This window comes from Fulvimarina endophytica (genome assembly GCF_003403015.1).
In the GTDB taxonomy this organism is placed as follows: domain Bacteria; phylum Pseudomonadota; class Alphaproteobacteria; order Rhizobiales; family Rhizobiaceae; genus Fulvimarina; species Fulvimarina endophytica.
Map to the genome: position 1 here is coordinate 581,266 of NZ_QURL01000003.1, position 15,012 is coordinate 596,277.

Genomic DNA, 15,012 nt, shown 5'->3' on the forward strand with positions numbered 1-15,012 from the left:
TTCGTCAGGCGGCCTGAAGGGCGGCCACGGCGTGGCTCGAGCGATAGTGTTCCTGGGCGGCGGCGACGCCCGATCCGAGCGCGATGTTTAGGCCGAGATCGGCCATGCACATCTCGATCGTCGCAAGACCCGACAGCATCATGACATCGGTGAGACTGCCCAGATGGCCGATCCGGAAGGCCCGGCCAGCCAGTTCCCCGAGCCCGGTGCCGAGGGCGACCCCGTAGACCTTCGCGGCATGGGTGACGATATCGGTGGCGTTGAAGCCCTCGGGTGTGCGCACCGCACTGACGGTGTCCGACTGGACGTCGGGCGAGAGGGCGCAGAGGCCCAGACCCCAGGCCCGGACGGCGGCCCGCACGCCCTCGGCGATGCGGTGATGGCGGGCGAAGACGTTGTCGAGCCCTTCCTCGAGCAGCATGTCGGAGGCGAGCTTCAGCCCGTTCATCAGGCCGACCGGCGGGGTGTAGGGATAGGCGTTGGCGGCATAGCCCCGGGCCATGTCGCGGATATCGAAGAAGGTGCGCGGCAGCTTCGCGGTGGCCGTCGCGGCCATCGCGCGCTCCGAAAAGCCAAGGATCGCAAGGCCCGGCGGCATCATGAAGCCCTTTTGGGACCCGGTGACGGCGATGTCGACGCCCCAGTCGTCGAAGCGGAAGTCCATCGAGGCGATCGAGCTCACGCCGTCGACGAGGAGAAGCGCGGGATGGCCCGCATCGTCCATCGCCCGGCGCAGGGCCCCGATATCGGAGCGCACGCCCGTCGCCGTCTCGTTATGGGTCGCCAGAACCGCCCTGATCGCATGTCCCCGATCGGCCTTCAGGATCTCGCCATAGCGCTCGGCCGGAAGCCCCGCGCCCCACGGGGTCTCGATGATCTCGACATCGAGGCCGTGGCGCTGGCACATGTCGATCCAGCGATGGCTGAACATGCCGTTGCGCGCGACGAGAACCCTGTCGCCGGGCGACAGCGTGTTGCCGATCGCGCATTCCCATCCGCCCGTTCCGGTCGAGGGGAAGAGGAAGATCTCGGCGCTGCGCGATTTCAGAACCGCGCGCACGTTCTTCAGGCACGGATTGAGAATGGTGCCGAACACCGGCGAACGGTGGTCGATCGTGGCCATGTCGCAGGCCTTGCGGATCTCTTCCGGCATGTTGGTGGGACCGGGAATGAAAACCGGGTTCTGGAAGCTCATGGCCGTATCCTCCTCTGGCTCGTCCCTTGTCTAGGCCATCGCAGCGCGGAAGGATATTTTTGCATTCATTTCCGCATGGACGATGGCATTGCGAAAACATCCAGCATTGTCAGTGGCTTGATTTTTTCATATGATGGAATTGTTTTTCATATCGGGAGCGAGGCAGCTTTTGGATATCGCGAAGAATGACCGCAAGGCCCGCGGCCGGCCCCGCGGCTGGGCCGATCCGGCCGACCAGAACACCATCAAGTCCCTCGAACGGGCGATGGAGATCTTCGAATATCTGAGCGAGGCGTCGGGGCAGACGCTTTCGGCGCTTTCGGCCGATCTGGGCCAGGCGCCCGCGACCGTCTACCGGGTGCTCCTGACGCTGGAAAAGCGGCGCCTCGTCGAATTCGACGCCGAGGACCAGCGCTGGCATATCGGACCCCATGCCTTCGTCATCGGATCGCGCTTCCTGCGCCGCACCTCGCTCGTGGAGCGAGCCCGTCCGATCATGCGCCGCCTGATGGAGGCGACGGGGGAGACGGCCAATCTCGGTATCGTCCAGGACGATGCGGTGCTGTTCGTCAGTCAGGTGGAGACCCATGCGAGCATCCGCGCCTTCTTTCCGCCCGGCACGCTCTCGCCGCTGCACGCCTCGGGCATCGGCAAGGCGCTGCTCGCCCAGATGCCGCGAGAGCGCCTCGACCGCATCCTTTCGCGCAACGGCCTCCAGGCCTTCACGCCGAAGACCCTGACGACGAGGGCCGATCTCGATCGCGATCTTGAGGTCACGCGCGCACGCGGCCATTCGATCGACGACGAGGAGCGCAATGGGGGCATGCGCTGCGTGGCGGCGCCGGTCTTCGACATGCACGGGGAAGCTGCGGCCGGCATCTCGGTGTCTGGACCGACCAGCCGGATGAGCGAGGAAAAGGCGTCGAGCCTTGCCGCGCTGGTGGTGGGGGCGGCGGCCGAACTGACCGTCGCGCTCGGCGGCGCCGCGCCCGTCCGCCCGCCCGCCTGAGCTTTGCCTACCGGCGAGCCGGTCCGCCCATTGCGGGGCCGAGCTTCATATGCCGGTTCACGTCCTTGTAGAGGAGATAGCGGAACTTGCCCGGTCCCCCGGCATAGCAGGCCTGGGGGCAGAAGGCGCGCAGCCACATGTAGTCGCCGGCCTCCACCTCGACCCAGTCCTGGTTGAGGCGGTAGACCGCCTTGCCTTCCAGAACGTAGAGCCCGTGTTCCATCACATGGGTCTCGCAGAAGGGAATGACGGCGCCCGGCTCGAAGGTGACGACGGTCACATGCATGTCGTGGCGCATGTCCGAGGGGTCGACGAAGCGGGTCGTCGCCCATTTTCCGTCGGTGCCGGGCATCTGCGTCGGCGCGACGTCGGCGTCGTTCGTCACGATCACCTCGGGATGGTCGATGCCCTCCACGGCTTCATAGGCCTTGCGGATCCAGTGGAAGCGGACGGGGGCGTCGCCGTCGTTCTCGAAGGTCCAGTCGGTCGCGGGCGGCAGGAAGACGTAGCTTCCCGGCCGCAGCCCATGGCTCTTACCGGCGACGACGATCTTCGCCGTCCCTTCCACGACGAAGAGGACGCCTTCGGCGTGGCGGTCGGTTTCCGGCCGCCTGGATCCGCCGCCGGGCGCGACCTCCATGATGTATTGGGAGAAGGTCTCCGCAAAGCCGCTCAAGGGGCGCGACAGGACCCAGAGACGCGTCCCCTCCCAGAAGGGCAGGAAGCTCGTGACGATGTCCTGCATGGTTCCGCGCGGAATGACCGCATAGGCATCGGTGAAGACGGCGCGGTCGGTGAGGAGCTGCTCCTGCGGCGGATGTCCGCCCTTCGGCGCGAAATATCGTTGGGTCATGGGGTGGCTCCGGGTTTGCTGACCGCCCTTCGTAAAAAAGGGCGGCGCGTCCCGCCAGCGCCGGCCTTGCGATAGGTGCTTTCGCAAAGCCTTGAAGATGGGCGCGGCGGGACCTCTCCCTCGCCGCCTCAGGCCGTTTCGAGGAGACGGGGCCCGGCGCCCGCCGTTGCGCGCTTGGCCGCGCGGCCGGCGACATAGACCTCCGCGATCGCCCGGTCGTCGCCCATCACCTGAAGAACGAACAATTCCTCGGCGAGCGACCGGGCCCGCTCCATGCGCAGCGCCATGGCCGGGGTCGCGCAGGCGTCGAGCACTACGATGTCGGCCGCCGTTCCCTCGTCGAGCGTTCCGATCCGGTCCTCCATGCCGAGGACGGCGGCATTGGCCCGCGTCGCCCAGTCGAAGGCCTGGAGCGGGTGAAGCGCCTGCCCGTTGAGCTGGAGGATCTTGTAGCCCTCCGACAGGGTCTCAAGCATGGAATAGCTGGTGCCGCCGCCCACATCGGTCGCGATGCCGCTGAGGATGCCGCGACCGGCGAGTCCCTCGTGGTCGAAGAGACCGGAGCCGAGGAAGAGGTTCGAGGTCGGGCAGAAGACCGGATGGGCCCCGCTCGCCGCGAGCGCCTCGATCTCGCGCGGAAGGAGATGGATGGCGTGTCCGAGCAGCGTATTCGCGCGCACGAGGCCGTATTGCTCGTAGACGTCGAGATAGTCGCGCGCCTGCGGATAGAGACTTGCCGTGTAGGCGATCTCGTCCTTGTTTTCGGACAGATGGGTCTGGATCGGGCAGTCCGGGTTCTCGCGGGCGAGCGTCCCCGCCATCTCCATCTGTTCGGGCGTCGAGGTGATCGCGAAGCGGGGCGAGATGACGTAGCGGGCCCGGCCCCGACCATGCCATTTCGCGATCAGCGCGCTGGTATCGTCATAGGCCGATTGCGGGGTGTCGCGGAGGCCGTCCGGGGCGTTGCGGTCCATCAGGACCTTGCCGCCGAGCATCGCCATGCCGCGCCTTTCGGCCTCCGCGAAATAGGCTTCGACCGAGGCGGGATGGACCGAGCAGAAGGCGGTGGCGGTCGTCGTGCCGTGGGCGATCAGCTGGTCGAAGAAGGCGCGCGCCATGCGTGCCGCATGGTCGGGGTCGGCAAAGCGCGTCTCTTCGGGAAAGGTGTAGGTGTTCAGCCAGTCGAGGAGCTGGGCGCCCCAGGAGGCGATGACCTGGATCTGCGGGAAGTGGATGTGGGTGTCGATGAACCCCGCCATCAGCAGCATCGGCCGGTGATCGGTGACCGTTGCCTCGGGCGCGAGGCGGGCGATCTCGCCATACTCGCCGCGCCGGGCGATCAGGCCGTCCCGGATCAGAAGCGCGCCGTCCTCGATGAAGGTATAGGCGCCGGCGTCCTCCCCGTTGCGGGGCGCCCGATGAAAGGTCAGGAGGCGTCCGCGCAGAACGGTCTCGGTCATGGGTCTTGTCTCCGTCATTTCGTATCGGGCGGGCCGGCCGCGATGGCCGTCCCGCCCGGATCTCCTGAGGTTTACTGCGCCGGAACCGCCGGCTCCAGCATGTCGGGTTCGTCGGGGACGATCACGCGCTCCTCGAGATCCTGCCGGGGCGCGATCAGCGGATAGAGTGTGAGAAAGCCCCCGATGATCAGGTAGCCGCCGGTGATGCCGTCGAGCTGCGGCCATTGCAGGGTGTGGGCGTGGATGATGCCGACCGAGGACATGAGGGCGGCGGCAAAGGCGAAGCATCCGGCCGTGCGGAACCGTCCGTCGATTACGTCCGCCACGATCGCGCCCCAGACGAGGCCGGTGATGATGGCGCCCTGGCTGAGGGCGAGATGGCCCTCGTAATGGGCGCCCTCGCGCAGCAGCGCGGCCGTGAGCCCCGGATCGCCGAGCGCCGGCAGGCCTTCGACGCCCGCGCTTCTCAGCGCGTTCATCATCGAGCCCCACTTGACCATGAGGAATTCGGAGATGTGCGGCAGGATGGCGAAGGACACGGCCGCCATATGCGCCGGCTTCACCGCCCAGGCCGTGTTCGTGATGAGGCTCACCGACACGAAGACGAGGACGGGAGCCGCCGCCGCGATGGGGATGAGGCCGGCGAGGAAGGACAGGAAGCCGAAGAAGGCTGCCGCCGCGACCACCACGGCGACGCCGATCACGTAGCCCGCATGGGCCTCCATCCGCTTGTAGGCGGGATGGCCGATATAGACCGTGGTCGGGAAGGGCGAGCCGAACAGCGCGCCGATCATGGTGCCCGCGCCGTCGGTGACCTGGCACAGACCCACGGGGTAGCTGTCGCCGGCGGCCTCGGCGCTCTCCACATTGTTCATCGTCTCGATGAAGTTGTAGATCTGGACCGGGATGAGGACTAGGAAGAGCTCGGGATTGGCGAAGAGGTAGAGGACGCCCGTCACGAGGTCGCCCACATAGGGAACCGGCGCGTAGAAGCCGATGCCGCTGGTGTCGATCTTCGACTGGCCGAGGGCGAAGGCGATGATCGTGCCAGCCCCAATGGCGACGAGGCCGGCGGGAAGATTGCCCGGCAGGCGGAAGCGCCCGATGAGGCCCCACAGGATGAAGAGCAGCGAGGCGAAGCCGATCATCGGCTTCTCGAAGATCTCGGCGAGCGGAACCGCGCCGATGAAGACGAGGGCGATGCCGCAAAGCGTGCCGAGCATGCCGGCGCGCGGCGTGATGCGCTTCAGGTAGGGCCCGACGAGGGCCCCCATCGCGGCGACGATGCCGCCCATGAAGCCCGCGCCGATGCCGACCTGCCAGGCGAGCAGCGGATCCTGGGTCGCCCAGTAGATCGGTCCGATCACGCCGAAGAGATAGACGAACATGACCGGGGTCGAGATCCCGTAGGGCAGCGCCGTCACGTCGCGGCCGAGCCGTTCGGCGGCCTGTTTTGCAAGCCAGGTATAGACGACGACGCCGGCGAGGATGGCGATCGCCGCCCCCGGCAGGATGCGGGCGTAGACGATCTCCGCCGGCATCTGGAAGACGAACTGGCAGACCCCGGTCAGGATCAGGAGATTGACGAGATTGTCGGTGAAGAGCGCCCAGAAGGCGCTGAAGTCGCTGCGCGAAAACAGCCTGTATCGATAAGCGTGTTGATCCATGAAGGCCTCCTCCTCCTTCTGTTGCGAAGCGACCGGCCGCAGGCGGGGTCCCTCAGGCGTGCGCGCCTGCCCGGTCGCTCGTATCCGGCATCGCGTCCTCCTCCGACGCGTGCCGCAGGGCCGGCGAAGCGGCCCCGCATGTCAGTCTCGCCATCACCTCCGCAAGGACGAAGGCGGCGATCACGGCGGGCCGCTTGTCGGCGCTGCCGCCCGCCCCGATCGGGCAGGTCAGGTCCTCGAAGAGACCCGGATCGGAATGCTCGCGCATGAAGGCACGAAGCTTCGCGCGCTTGGTCCGCGATCCGATCATGCCGACATAGGCGGCGTCCCGGCGCTCGATCGCTGCGGAGGCGATCAGGAAATCGAGGGAATGGTCGTGGGTGAGGACGATGAAGGCGCTGCCTCGAGGGGCGTTCGCCACGTCGACCTCGGGAATGGCGCTGACGCGCTTCTCGACGGCGGCAGGGGAGCGTGCCAGCTCCTCGGGCCGAGGATCGACGAGGACGCACCGGACCGGGCAATGCTGGAAGAGATCGGCGAGCGCACGGCCCACATGACCGGCTCCCATCACGTAGACATGGGGGCGCCCGGCCTGGCTCAGGCCCTCGCGCGTCTCGGCCGCGCGCCGGTCCGCTTCGCCCATCCGGGCAAGGCTCATCTCCACCCGTCCGCCGCAGCACTGGCCGATCTCCGGGCCAAGCGGCAGGTCGATCGTGCGGGCGAGGCAGCCGTCCTCCAGCATTTCGCGGGCCGCGTCGATGGCGCGAAATTCCAGCTGGCCGCCGCCGATCGTGCCCCAGAGGCCCGCCTTCGAGACGAACATCTCGGTGCCGGCCTCGCGCGGCGAGGAGCCCTCGACCCGGGTGAGCGCGATGCGGACCACCCGGCGATCGGTCTCGAAAAACCGTGCGAGGCTCTCCGCGCCGCCCATGGCTCAGGCCTTTGTCTTCAGGCGCGAGACGGCCATCAGCACCCGTTCGGGCGTGGCGGGCGCGTCGAGGCGCGGGCATTTGCGATAGTCGGCGACGCTCGCCACCGCCATGGACAGGGCCTCGAAGACCGAGATGCCGAGCATGAAGGGTGGCTCGCCCACGGCCTTCGACCGCTTGATGGTGAGCTCGCGGTTTTCCGACCAGTCGGCGAGATCGACATTGAAGACGCGCGGGCGGTCGGAGGCGAGGGGGATCTTGTAGGTGGAGGGGGCGTGGGTGCGCAGCGCGCCCTTGTCGTCCCACCACAATTCCTCGGTGGTGAGCCAGCCCATGCCCTGCACGAAGGCGCCTTCCACCTGTCCCTTGTCGAGGGCGGGGTTCAGCGACCGGCCCACATCGTGGAGGATATCCGTGCGCTCCACCCGGTATTCGCCGGTCAGCGTATCGATCGAGACCTCGGAGCAGGCCGCGCCGTAAGAATAATAGTAGAACGGGCGTCCCATGCCCTTGTCCCGGTCCCAGTGGATCTTCGGCGTCTTGTAGAAGCCGGCCGCCGAAAGCTGGATGCGGGCCTTGTAGGCCTCCTTGACGAAGGCGTCGAAGCTCATGGTCTCGGCGCCGATCCGCACCGCATTGGGCAGGAAGGCGACGTCTTCCGCCGCAACCCCGTAGGTCTCGGTGGCGAAGGTCACCAGCCGCGCCTTGATCTGCTCCACCGCGTCGAGCGCGGCCATGCCGTTGAGATCGGAACCGGAGGAGGCGGCGGTCGCCGAGGTGTTCGGCACCTTCTCCGTCGTGGTCTTGGTGATCTTGATGCGCTCGAAATCGACCTGGAAGGCATCGGCCACCACCTGGGCGACCTTGGTGTTGAGGCCCTGGCCCATCTCGGTGCCACCATGGTTCAGGTGGATCGAGCCGTCATTGTAGACGTGGATCAGAGCGCCGGCCTGGTTGTACCAGGTGGCGGTGAAGGAGATGCCGAACTTGACCGGCGTGAGCGCGATGCCGCGCTTGACGATCGTCGAGCCCGCATTGGCCGCGACGATCTGGGCACGGCGCCTGCGATAATCGGCCTTCTCCTCCAGTTCGCCGACGAGGCGGTCCAGAATGTTGTCCTCGACGCTCTGGTGATAGGGCGTCAGATCCCGGCCGGCGCCGCCGTAGAAATTGGCCTTGCGCACGTCGAGCGGATCCTGGCCGGTCGCATAGGCGATCTCCTCGATCATGCGCTCGGCGAAGACCACGCCCTGCGGGCCGCCGAAGCCGCGAAAGGCCGTGTTGGAGACGGTGTTCGTCTTCATCGGATGCGAGCGCAGCCGCACATGGGGATAGAAATAGGCGTTGTCGGCGTGGAACAGGGCCCGGTCCGTGACGGGGCCGGAGAGATCGGACGAGAAGCCGCAGCGCGCGGCAAAATCCGCCTCCACCGCCTGGATCCGGCCGCTTTCGTCGAAGCCGACCGTGTAGTCGACCACGAAGTCGTGGCGCTTGCCGGTGGCGGTCATGTCCTGGTCGCGGTCCGGGCGGATCTTCACCGGCCGGCCCGTGCGGCGCGCGGCAATCGCCGCGACCGCGCAGAACAGGTTCATCTGGCTTTCCTTGCCGCCGAACCCGCCGCCCATGCGGCGCACATTGACCGTCACCGCATTCGAGGGAACGCCCAGGACCTGGGCCACCATGTGCTGGGCCTCGGACGGATGCTGGGTGGAGCAGTGGACGACCATCTCGTCGTCCTCACCGGGAATGGCGAATGCGATCTGGCCCTCGAGATACATGTGGTCCTGCCCGCCGATCCGGATCGAGCCGGCAAGGCGCCGGGGCGCGGCCGAGAGTGCCGGGTCTACCTCTCCCCGTTCGAGCTTCAGGGGCGGCGCCACGTACGGATAGTCCGCCTTGCGGGCCGAGACGGGATCGAGGGCGAAGGGCAGGGGCTCGCAGTCGACGACCGCGAGGAGCGCGGCCCTTCGCGCCGCGTCCCGGGTTTCGGCGACGACGGCGAAGAGGGGCTGGCCGTGAAACTCGATCTCGTCGGTCGGAAAGACCGGATCGTCGTTGCGGCCGGTGGGGCTGACATCGTTGATGCCGGGAACGTCCGCAGCCGTCAGGACGTCGACGACGCCGGGCGCACGGCGAACGGCATCGAGATCGAGACCCTTCAGCCGGGCGCGGGCGATTTTGGAGACGCCGAGATAGGCGTGGAGCGTGCCCTCGGGCTGGGCGATATCGTCGGTATAGTCGGCCCGGCCGGTCACGTGCTTTTCGGCGCTGTCATGGACGCGGTTCTGATGGACGGCGCCCGAGACGGCGGCGGCGGGCGCCTGCGCGAGGGCTGCCGGCTCGAGGCTTCGGACGGGCTCCGGGAGGCCGGGTTCCGGCGGGATCGGGCGGTCGATCTCGAGAAGTTCGGTGAGCCGGTCGGACACCTCAGAGTCCTGGGGCGTGCGTTCGTCGTCCATGATGTCGATCATCGTCTCGCTCTCCTTCATGGGTCCGTTCTCCGCTTCGATCAGGCGGCGACCTTGCCGGCGGGGGCGGCGCGCTCGCCGTCATGTTCGAGGAAGAAGCGCCGCAGGAGGTTTCCTGCGACGAGCATCCGGTAGTCGGCCGAGGCGCGCCAGTCGCTGAGCGGCTGGAAGTCCTGATCGAGGACGCCCGCCGCCTCGTCGAAGGTGGCCTGCGACCACGATCCGCCGTTGAGGACGGCCTCGGCCGCGCGGGCGCGCTTGGGCGTTCCCGCCATGCCGCCGAAGGCGATCCGGCAATCGGTGATGCGGCCGTCGAGGACCGTCACGCTGATGCCGGCGGCGACCGAGGAGATATCCTCCTCGCGCCGCTTCGAGATCTTGTAGGCGGCATCGATCTGGCCGGTGCGGGGCAGGGGAACCGTGATCTCCTCGACGAATTCGGCCGGGGCGCGGTCCTGCTTGCCATAGGCGACGAAGAAGTCCTCGAGCGGCATGGTCCGGCGCCTGTCGCCCTCGCGCAGGGTGACCTCGGCCTTCAGCGCAATCAGCACCGGCGGGGTGTCGCCGATCGGCGAGCCATTGGCGATATTGCCGCCGATCGTGCCCATATTGCGCACCTGCCAGCCGGCGATGCGGCTCCAATAGGCGTCGAGATGGGGGAAGTGCCCCATCAGCCGGGCCCAGACATCGCTGTAGCTCGCGCCCGCGCCGATCCGCACCAGGCCATCTTCGATCGTGATGCTTTTCAGGGCGTCGAGATGGCCGACGAAGATCGCGGGCGAAATGGGCCTCAGGAACTTCGTGACCCAGAGGCCGACATCGGTGGCGCCGGCGACGATGGTCGCGCCGGGATGGTCTTGGAGGCAGACGGCGAAATCGTCGATATCGGCGGGAAGAATGCTGCGATTGTCCTCGGGGCCGGTCACGATGCGGTGGCCGGATCGAAGGGCGGCAAGCCGCGCCGTGATCGCCTCGCGCTCGAGCCTGATCGGATCGGCGGCGGGCGAGCCGTAGCGGCTGATGGCGACGGCGGCGCGCACGATGGGCGAATAGCCCGTGCAGCGGCAGAGATTGCCCTGGAGCGCGGTCTCCACCTGAGCTTCGCTCGGCTCGGGAACCTCCATCCACAAGGCGTAGAGCGCCATGACGAAGCCGGGGGTGCAGAAGCCGCACTGGGAGCCGTGATGATCGACGAGAGCCTGCTGCACCGGATGCAGCTTTCCGTCCCGGCCGGAAAGGTGTTCCACCGTCACCACATGGCAGCCATGGACGCTGGCGAGGAAACGGATGCAGGCATTGACGGGCGCATAGGCGAGGCCGTCCGCCGTCAGGCGTCCGACGAGAACCGTGCAGGCGCCGCAATCGCCTTCCGCGCAGCCCTCCTTGGTTCCGGTCAGGCGCCGGTCGAGACGCAGGAAGTCGAGAAGGGTGCGGTCGGCGGCGACGTCCGGGACCGCCACGTCGCGGCCGTTGAGGACGAACCGAATTTCGCTCCCTTGCGTCATCATCGTCTCCCGCTCATGACTTTGGTGCTGACGGGGATGGTATGCGTCTCGATTATGGAAGAATACCGATGGGAACGGCAAATTCTTTCAACAGGGTGTTGAAAGTCATCGCCGGCGGAGAATGGCAGGATGGCGGCCGGGAGGATCGGGAATGTCCTATGTGGAGAGCCTGCGCGTCTTCGTCCGGGTGGTCGAACTCGGCAGCATCACCTCGGGCGGACGCGATCTCAGACTGACGCCGGCCGTCGCCAGCAAGCGCATCAAGGAGCTGGAGCAGCGGCTCGGCGTCAGGCTGTTCAACCGCACCACCCGCTCGATCTCGCCGACCGAGGCGGGCCGGGTCTTCTACGACGACGCGCGCGACGTCCTCTCCGCCCTCGATGCCGCCGAGGCGAGGGTGGCGAGCTTCTCGGAAAGCCCCCATGGGGCGATCCGGGTGACGGCGCCACTGGGCGTCGGCCGGCGCATCATCGCTCCGTGCGTGCCCGACTTCACCGATCGCTATCCGCAGATCGAGGTGCGGATGCGCCTGTCGGACCGGTCCGTCGACATTCTTGCGGACGGGCAGGATCTCGCCTTCTTCGTCGGCGCGCCGCAGGACAGCAACATGAAGCTGCGCAAGTTCGCCGATTGCGCCCGGGTGCTGTGCGCGGCGCCGGGCTATCTCGATGCCGCGGGAACGCCGAAGCGGCCGGAGGATCTTCTCGACCGCCGGCACAACTGTCTTCTCCTGCGCTTTCCCCGCTCGCCGGAATATTTCTGGACACTCGACACACCGGCCGGCCCGATGAAGCTCGAGGTCCGGGGCCAGTTCGACGCCGACGACGGCGATGTCCTGACCGACTGGGCGCTCGCCGGCCGGGGCATCGTCAACAAGCCGCGCTTCGACGTCGCCGAGCACCTGGCGAGCGGCGCGCTCGTCGAGATCCTCTCCGACACCCCGCCCGTCGCCTCGATCTTCGGCTGCCTCTATCCCCACCGGAAGCTGCAGGACCCGAAGGTGCGCCTCTTCGTCGAGCATATCGCCGCACGCTCCCGCAGGATCTTCGGGCCGGCCCCCCGTCCGGAACCGGAGCCGGAGCCGGAGCCGGAGCTGGGCCCGAACCTGGATCCGGACGCCTGAGCCGAAGATCGCCCCTCAGCGATGGTGCCCGGTCCCCTCGATCAGGGCGGCCTTCGCGCGGATGGCACCCGCGACAAAATCGGAGAAGATGCGAACCCGTGCCGCGCGCCGCAGGTCCTCGTGGGTGAGCAACCAGAGATCGGTGGCGAAGGCCGGCTCGGGCGGCGCGAGGCGCCGAAGATGCGGCCTCCCGTCGCCGATGAAGCAGGGCAGGTGGCCGATGCCGAGACCGGCCTCGACCGCTGCGGCAAGACCGAGCACGGTATCCACCCGGTAGCGCAGGAGACCCGGCGGCGCATGCTCCTCGGCATGGCGCGCGACTTTCATGTCGGCCATGCCGTCGCCGAGCGCGACCCAAGTGCGTCGATCCATGGGCGGCGTGTCCTGTCCGTCCTCGCCGGTGCGCCCGTAGAGCGCCCATGAGATGCGGGCGAGCCGTCGTCCGACCAGCGTTTCGGGCGGCGCGTCGCTCGCGCGGATCGCGATGTCGGCGTCGCGGCGCGAGAGGTTCAGCGCCCGGTTGCTGACGACGATGTCGAGACGGACATCGGGGCAGGCTTCCTGGAAATCGGCGAAGATCGGCGTCAGGAGATGGATGAGGAGACTGTCGGCGGTCGCCACGCGCAACTCGCCCGAGGGCTGCTCCTCGCGCCCCGCCATGCGCAGCGCCGTGGCGTTCACGTCGGTTCCGATCCGCTCCGCAAGCGCCACGACTTCCTCGCCGAGGCCCGTCGGCGCGAGGCGCTGGCCCTCGCGCTCGAAGATCGGGAAGCCCGTATTCGCTTCCACCTGACGCAGGCGCCGGAACACCGTGGAATGATGGGTGCCGAGACGGGCGGCCGCTTCGGGCAGGGAGCCGGTCTCCGCGATCGCGCCGACGAGGCGGATATCCTCCCATGTGAGCGCGTCGATGCCGTGTCCCATCGCCCTGTCCTTTCGCCGGGTCTTCGTCTCTGCAAATCGCCTATTGCATGAGCGCAATGAATGTCCAGGTGAAATCTCCGATGGATTGCGATTATATACCGGCAGACAGCGAATTCTTCGGGAAAGGAGACCCAAGCATGAGCACTCATGGCATCCATCACGTCACCGCAATTGCCGGCCCTGCGAGCCGCAATCTCGATTTCTACACCCGGGTTCTCGGCATGCGTCTCGTCAAGAAGACCGTGAACTTCGATGATCCGGGCAGCTATCATCTCTATTACGGCGACGAGGCCGGTTCTCCCGGAACGATCCTTACCTTCTTCCCATGGGAGCATGCCGCACCGGGACGCCTCGGCGTCGGCGAGACCCAGGAAACCGTGCTGCGCGTTCCCGAAGCCTCGATCGGATGGTGGGCCCAACGCCTGATCGAGACGGGCATCGACCACGACAAGCCGGTGAAGCGCTTCGGCGAGACGGTGCTTGCCTTCCGCGATCCGGACGGTATGCGCCTTGCTCTCGCGGCGGTGCCGGGCGCGGAGGCCGAGCCCGGCTATTCGGACGGGTCGGTACCAGCCGAGCATGCGATCCGGGGCTTCCATTCGGTCAGCCTCCTCCTCGAAGAGCTCGAGCCGACGGCGGCGATCCTGACCGGCGTCTTCGGCTTCGAGCGGGCCGCGAGCGAGGAGAGCGTCACGCGCTTCGTCGTCTCGGACAATCCGAAGGGCGGCATCGTCGACATCCGCGCCGTCGGCGGCTTCCTCAAGCCGCGCTTCGGAGCCGGATCGGTGCATCACATCGCCTTCCGGGCGGCGGACGATGCCGAGGAGGCGCGCATGGTGAAGGTGCTTGCCGAAGACCACGGCATCCGGACCACCGAGCAGAAGGACCGCAACTACTTCCGTTCGGTCTATTTCCGCGAGCCCGGTCACGTTCTCTTCGAGATCGCGACCGACGTTCCGGGCTTTGCCGTGGACGAGCCGGCGGACCGTCTCGGCGAGGAGCTGAAGCTGCCGGGCGGCCTCGAAGCCCGGCGGGCCGAGATCGAGGCGGTGCTGCCGCCGCTCGCGCCTGCGCCGAAGGCCAGGGCGGCCGCCTGAGGAAACGACGTTGAAGACAGACCGGGGCGCACGCGCCCCGGTCGCCGTTGCGAAAGACCCCATCGCCCACGATTCTTAAGGGAGAGAGCCATGACGTCCCCGACGCGCGAGACCGATGCGAGGAAGACCGATGCGAGGCAGGAGACGCCGCATCCGGCCCTCGAGAGCCATGTCCATCGCTACGTCGCCGGGACGTCCGGGGGCCGGACGCCGCTTCTCGCGCTCCACGGGACCGGCGGCGACGAGACCGACCTGTTGCCGCTCGCCGGGCTCGTCGCGCCGCAGGCTGCGATCCTCTCGCCGCGCGGCGCGGTTCTGGAAAACGGCATGCCGCGCTTCTTTCGCCGGCTCGCCGAGGGTGTCTTCGACGAGGCCGACCTTGAGACGCGCACCCATGCGCTAGCGGACTTCGTGGAGGCGGCACGGGCGCACTACGGGCTGCCGGCCCCCATCGCCCTCGGCTTTTCCAACGGTGCCAATATCGCCGCGGCGATGCTGTTGCTGCGGCCCGAAAGCCTTTCCGGCGCGATCCTGATCCGGCCGATGGTCCCCTTCGCCGAGCCGCCGGCATCCTCGCCCCTCGATCAAGTGCCGGTGCTGGTTCTGTCCGGCTCGATGGACCCGCTCATCGCGGAGGATCAGCCGGCGCGTCTCGCGGCCTCACTTTCCGCGCGGGGCGCTGTGGTCGAACGGCGGACCGTGCCGGCAGGGCACGGCCTCTCCCAGGCCGACGTGACGCTTGCGCGCGCCTGGTACGAGCGCGAGGTGGCCGGCGCCTGAAC

At 67.7% G+C, this 15,012-nt stretch carries 12 protein-coding genes; 4 read left to right on the plus strand and 8 right to left on the minus strand.

From position 1 onward, the window contains the following. Positions 1-4 precede the first annotated feature (4 nt). On the minus strand, positions 5-1,195 hold the full coding sequence (bhcA, locus tag DYI37_RS09180) for an L-aspartate--glyoxylate aminotransferase BhcA (protein WP_116682881.1): 1,191 nt from the start codon (positions 1,193-1,195) through the stop codon (positions 5-7). Positions 1,196-1,364: 169 nt separating this feature from the next. Between bhcA and bhcR the strand changes: the two genes are divergently transcribed. Then, the gene (bhcR, locus tag DYI37_RS09185; protein ID WP_342634938.1) at positions 1,365-2,204 is read left to right on the plus strand and encodes an HTH-type transcriptional regulator BhcR; all 840 of its coding nucleotides are present in this window, start codon (positions 1,365-1,367) and stop codon (positions 2,202-2,204) included. Between the two features lie 7 nt (positions 2,205-2,211). On the opposite strand, the gene DYI37_RS09190 is transcribed toward bhcR, so the two are convergent. From DYI37_RS09190 to xdhA, 6 genes are all read right to left on the minus strand, one after another. After that, positions 2,212-3,057, minus strand: a complete 846-nt coding sequence (locus tag DYI37_RS09190; RefSeq protein WP_116682882.1) for a bifunctional allantoicase/(S)-ureidoglycine aminohydrolase — start codon at positions 3,055-3,057, stop codon at positions 2,212-2,214. A gap of 128 nt (positions 3,058-3,185) precedes the next feature. After that, positions 3,186-4,517 (minus strand): guanine deaminase, encoded by a 1,332-nt coding sequence (guaD, locus tag DYI37_RS09195; protein ID WP_116682883.1) that lies wholly within the window; start codon positions 4,515-4,517, stop codon positions 3,186-3,188. A 71-nt stretch (positions 4,518-4,588) separates the two neighbouring features. Next, on the minus strand, positions 4,589-6,184 hold the full coding sequence (locus tag DYI37_RS09200) for a xanthine/uracil/vitamin C permease (protein WP_116682884.1): 1,596 nt from the start codon (positions 6,182-6,184) through the stop codon (positions 4,589-4,591). Positions 6,185-6,236: 52 nt separating this feature from the next. Beyond that, positions 6,237-7,115, minus strand: a complete 879-nt coding sequence (gene xdhC, locus DYI37_RS09205) for a xanthine dehydrogenase accessory protein XdhC (RefSeq protein ID WP_116682885.1) — start codon at positions 7,113-7,115, stop codon at positions 6,237-6,239. Between the two features lie 3 nt (positions 7,116-7,118). After that, positions 7,119-9,602 (minus strand): xanthine dehydrogenase molybdopterin binding subunit, encoded by a 2,484-nt coding sequence (gene xdhB, locus DYI37_RS09210; RefSeq protein ID WP_245413844.1) that lies wholly within the window; start codon positions 9,600-9,602, stop codon positions 7,119-7,121. A 20-nt stretch (positions 9,603-9,622) separates the two neighbouring features. Further along, positions 9,623-11,086 carry a xanthine dehydrogenase small subunit gene (gene xdhA / locus DYI37_RS09215; protein WP_116683010.1) on the minus strand — a complete coding sequence of 488 codons (1,464 nt, stop codon included), beginning with the start codon at positions 11,084-11,086 and terminating at the stop codon, positions 9,623-9,625. Between the two features lie 151 nt (positions 11,087-11,237). On the opposite strand from xdhA, the gene DYI37_RS09220 reads away from it, so the two are divergent. Then, on the plus strand, positions 11,238-12,209 hold the full coding sequence (locus tag DYI37_RS09220; RefSeq protein WP_116682886.1) for a LysR family transcriptional regulator: 972 nt from the start codon (positions 11,238-11,240) through the stop codon (positions 12,207-12,209). 15 nt (positions 12,210-12,224) lie between these two features. Here the strand turns inward: DYI37_RS09220 and DYI37_RS09225 are convergent, their stop codons facing one another. Continuing rightward, the gene (locus DYI37_RS09225; RefSeq protein ID WP_116682887.1) at positions 12,225-13,133 is read right to left on the minus strand and encodes a LysR family transcriptional regulator; all 909 of its coding nucleotides are present in this window, start codon (positions 13,131-13,133) and stop codon (positions 12,225-12,227) included. Positions 13,134-13,270: 137 nt separating this feature from the next. Here DYI37_RS09225 and DYI37_RS09230 point away from each other — a divergent pair, with 137 nt between their 5' ends. Further along, entirely contained in the window at positions 13,271-14,230 is a 960-nt protein-coding gene (locus tag DYI37_RS09230; protein ID WP_116682888.1) for a ring-cleaving dioxygenase, read from the plus strand. A gap of 90 nt (positions 14,231-14,320) precedes the next feature. Continuing rightward, complete coding sequence (locus DYI37_RS09235) at positions 14,321-15,010, plus strand: alpha/beta hydrolase (protein ID WP_116682889.1); 690 nt, start codon at positions 14,321-14,323, stop codon at positions 15,008-15,010. Positions 15,011-15,012 lie beyond the last annotated feature (2 nt).

What these genes read in the sequence shown, in the direction of transcription:
- DYI37_RS09225 (WP_116682887.1), bottom strand. Translation starts at nt 13,133, where the DNA reads ATGGGACACGGCATCGACGCGCTCACATGGGAGGATATCCGCCTCGTC.
- bhcA (WP_116682881.1), bottom strand. Translation starts at nt 1,195, where the DNA reads ATGAGCTTCCAGAACCCGGTTTTCATTCCCGGTCCCACCAACATGCCG.
- DYI37_RS09190 (WP_116682882.1), bottom strand. Translation starts at nt 3,057, where the DNA reads ATGACCCAACGATATTTCGCGCCGAAGGGCGGACATCCGCCGCAGGAG.
- DYI37_RS09235 (WP_116682889.1), top strand. Translation starts at nt 14,321, where the DNA reads ATGACGTCCCCGACGCGCGAGACCGATGCGAGGAAGACCGATGCGAGG.
- xdhA (WP_116683010.1), bottom strand. Translation starts at nt 11,086, where the DNA reads ATGACGCAAGGGAGCGAAATTCGGTTCGTCCTCAACGGCCGCGACGTG.
- xdhC (WP_116682885.1), bottom strand. Translation starts at nt 7,115, where the DNA reads ATGGGCGGCGCGGAGAGCCTCGCACGGTTTTTCGAGACCGATCGCCGG.
- DYI37_RS09200 (WP_116682884.1), bottom strand. Translation starts at nt 6,184, where the DNA reads ATGGATCAACACGCTTATCGATACAGGCTGTTTTCGCGCAGCGACTTC.
- DYI37_RS09230 (WP_116682888.1), top strand. Translation starts at nt 13,271, where the DNA reads ATGAGCACTCATGGCATCCATCACGTCACCGCAATTGCCGGCCCTGCG.
- guaD (WP_116682883.1), bottom strand. Translation starts at nt 4,517, where the DNA reads ATGACCGAGACCGTTCTGCGCGGACGCCTCCTGACCTTTCATCGGGCG.
- DYI37_RS09220 (WP_116682886.1), top strand. Translation starts at nt 11,238, where the DNA reads ATGTCCTATGTGGAGAGCCTGCGCGTCTTCGTCCGGGTGGTCGAACTC.
- xdhB (WP_245413844.1), bottom strand. Translation starts at nt 9,602, where the DNA reads ATGAAGGAGAGCGAGACGATGATCGACATCATGGACGACGAACGCACG.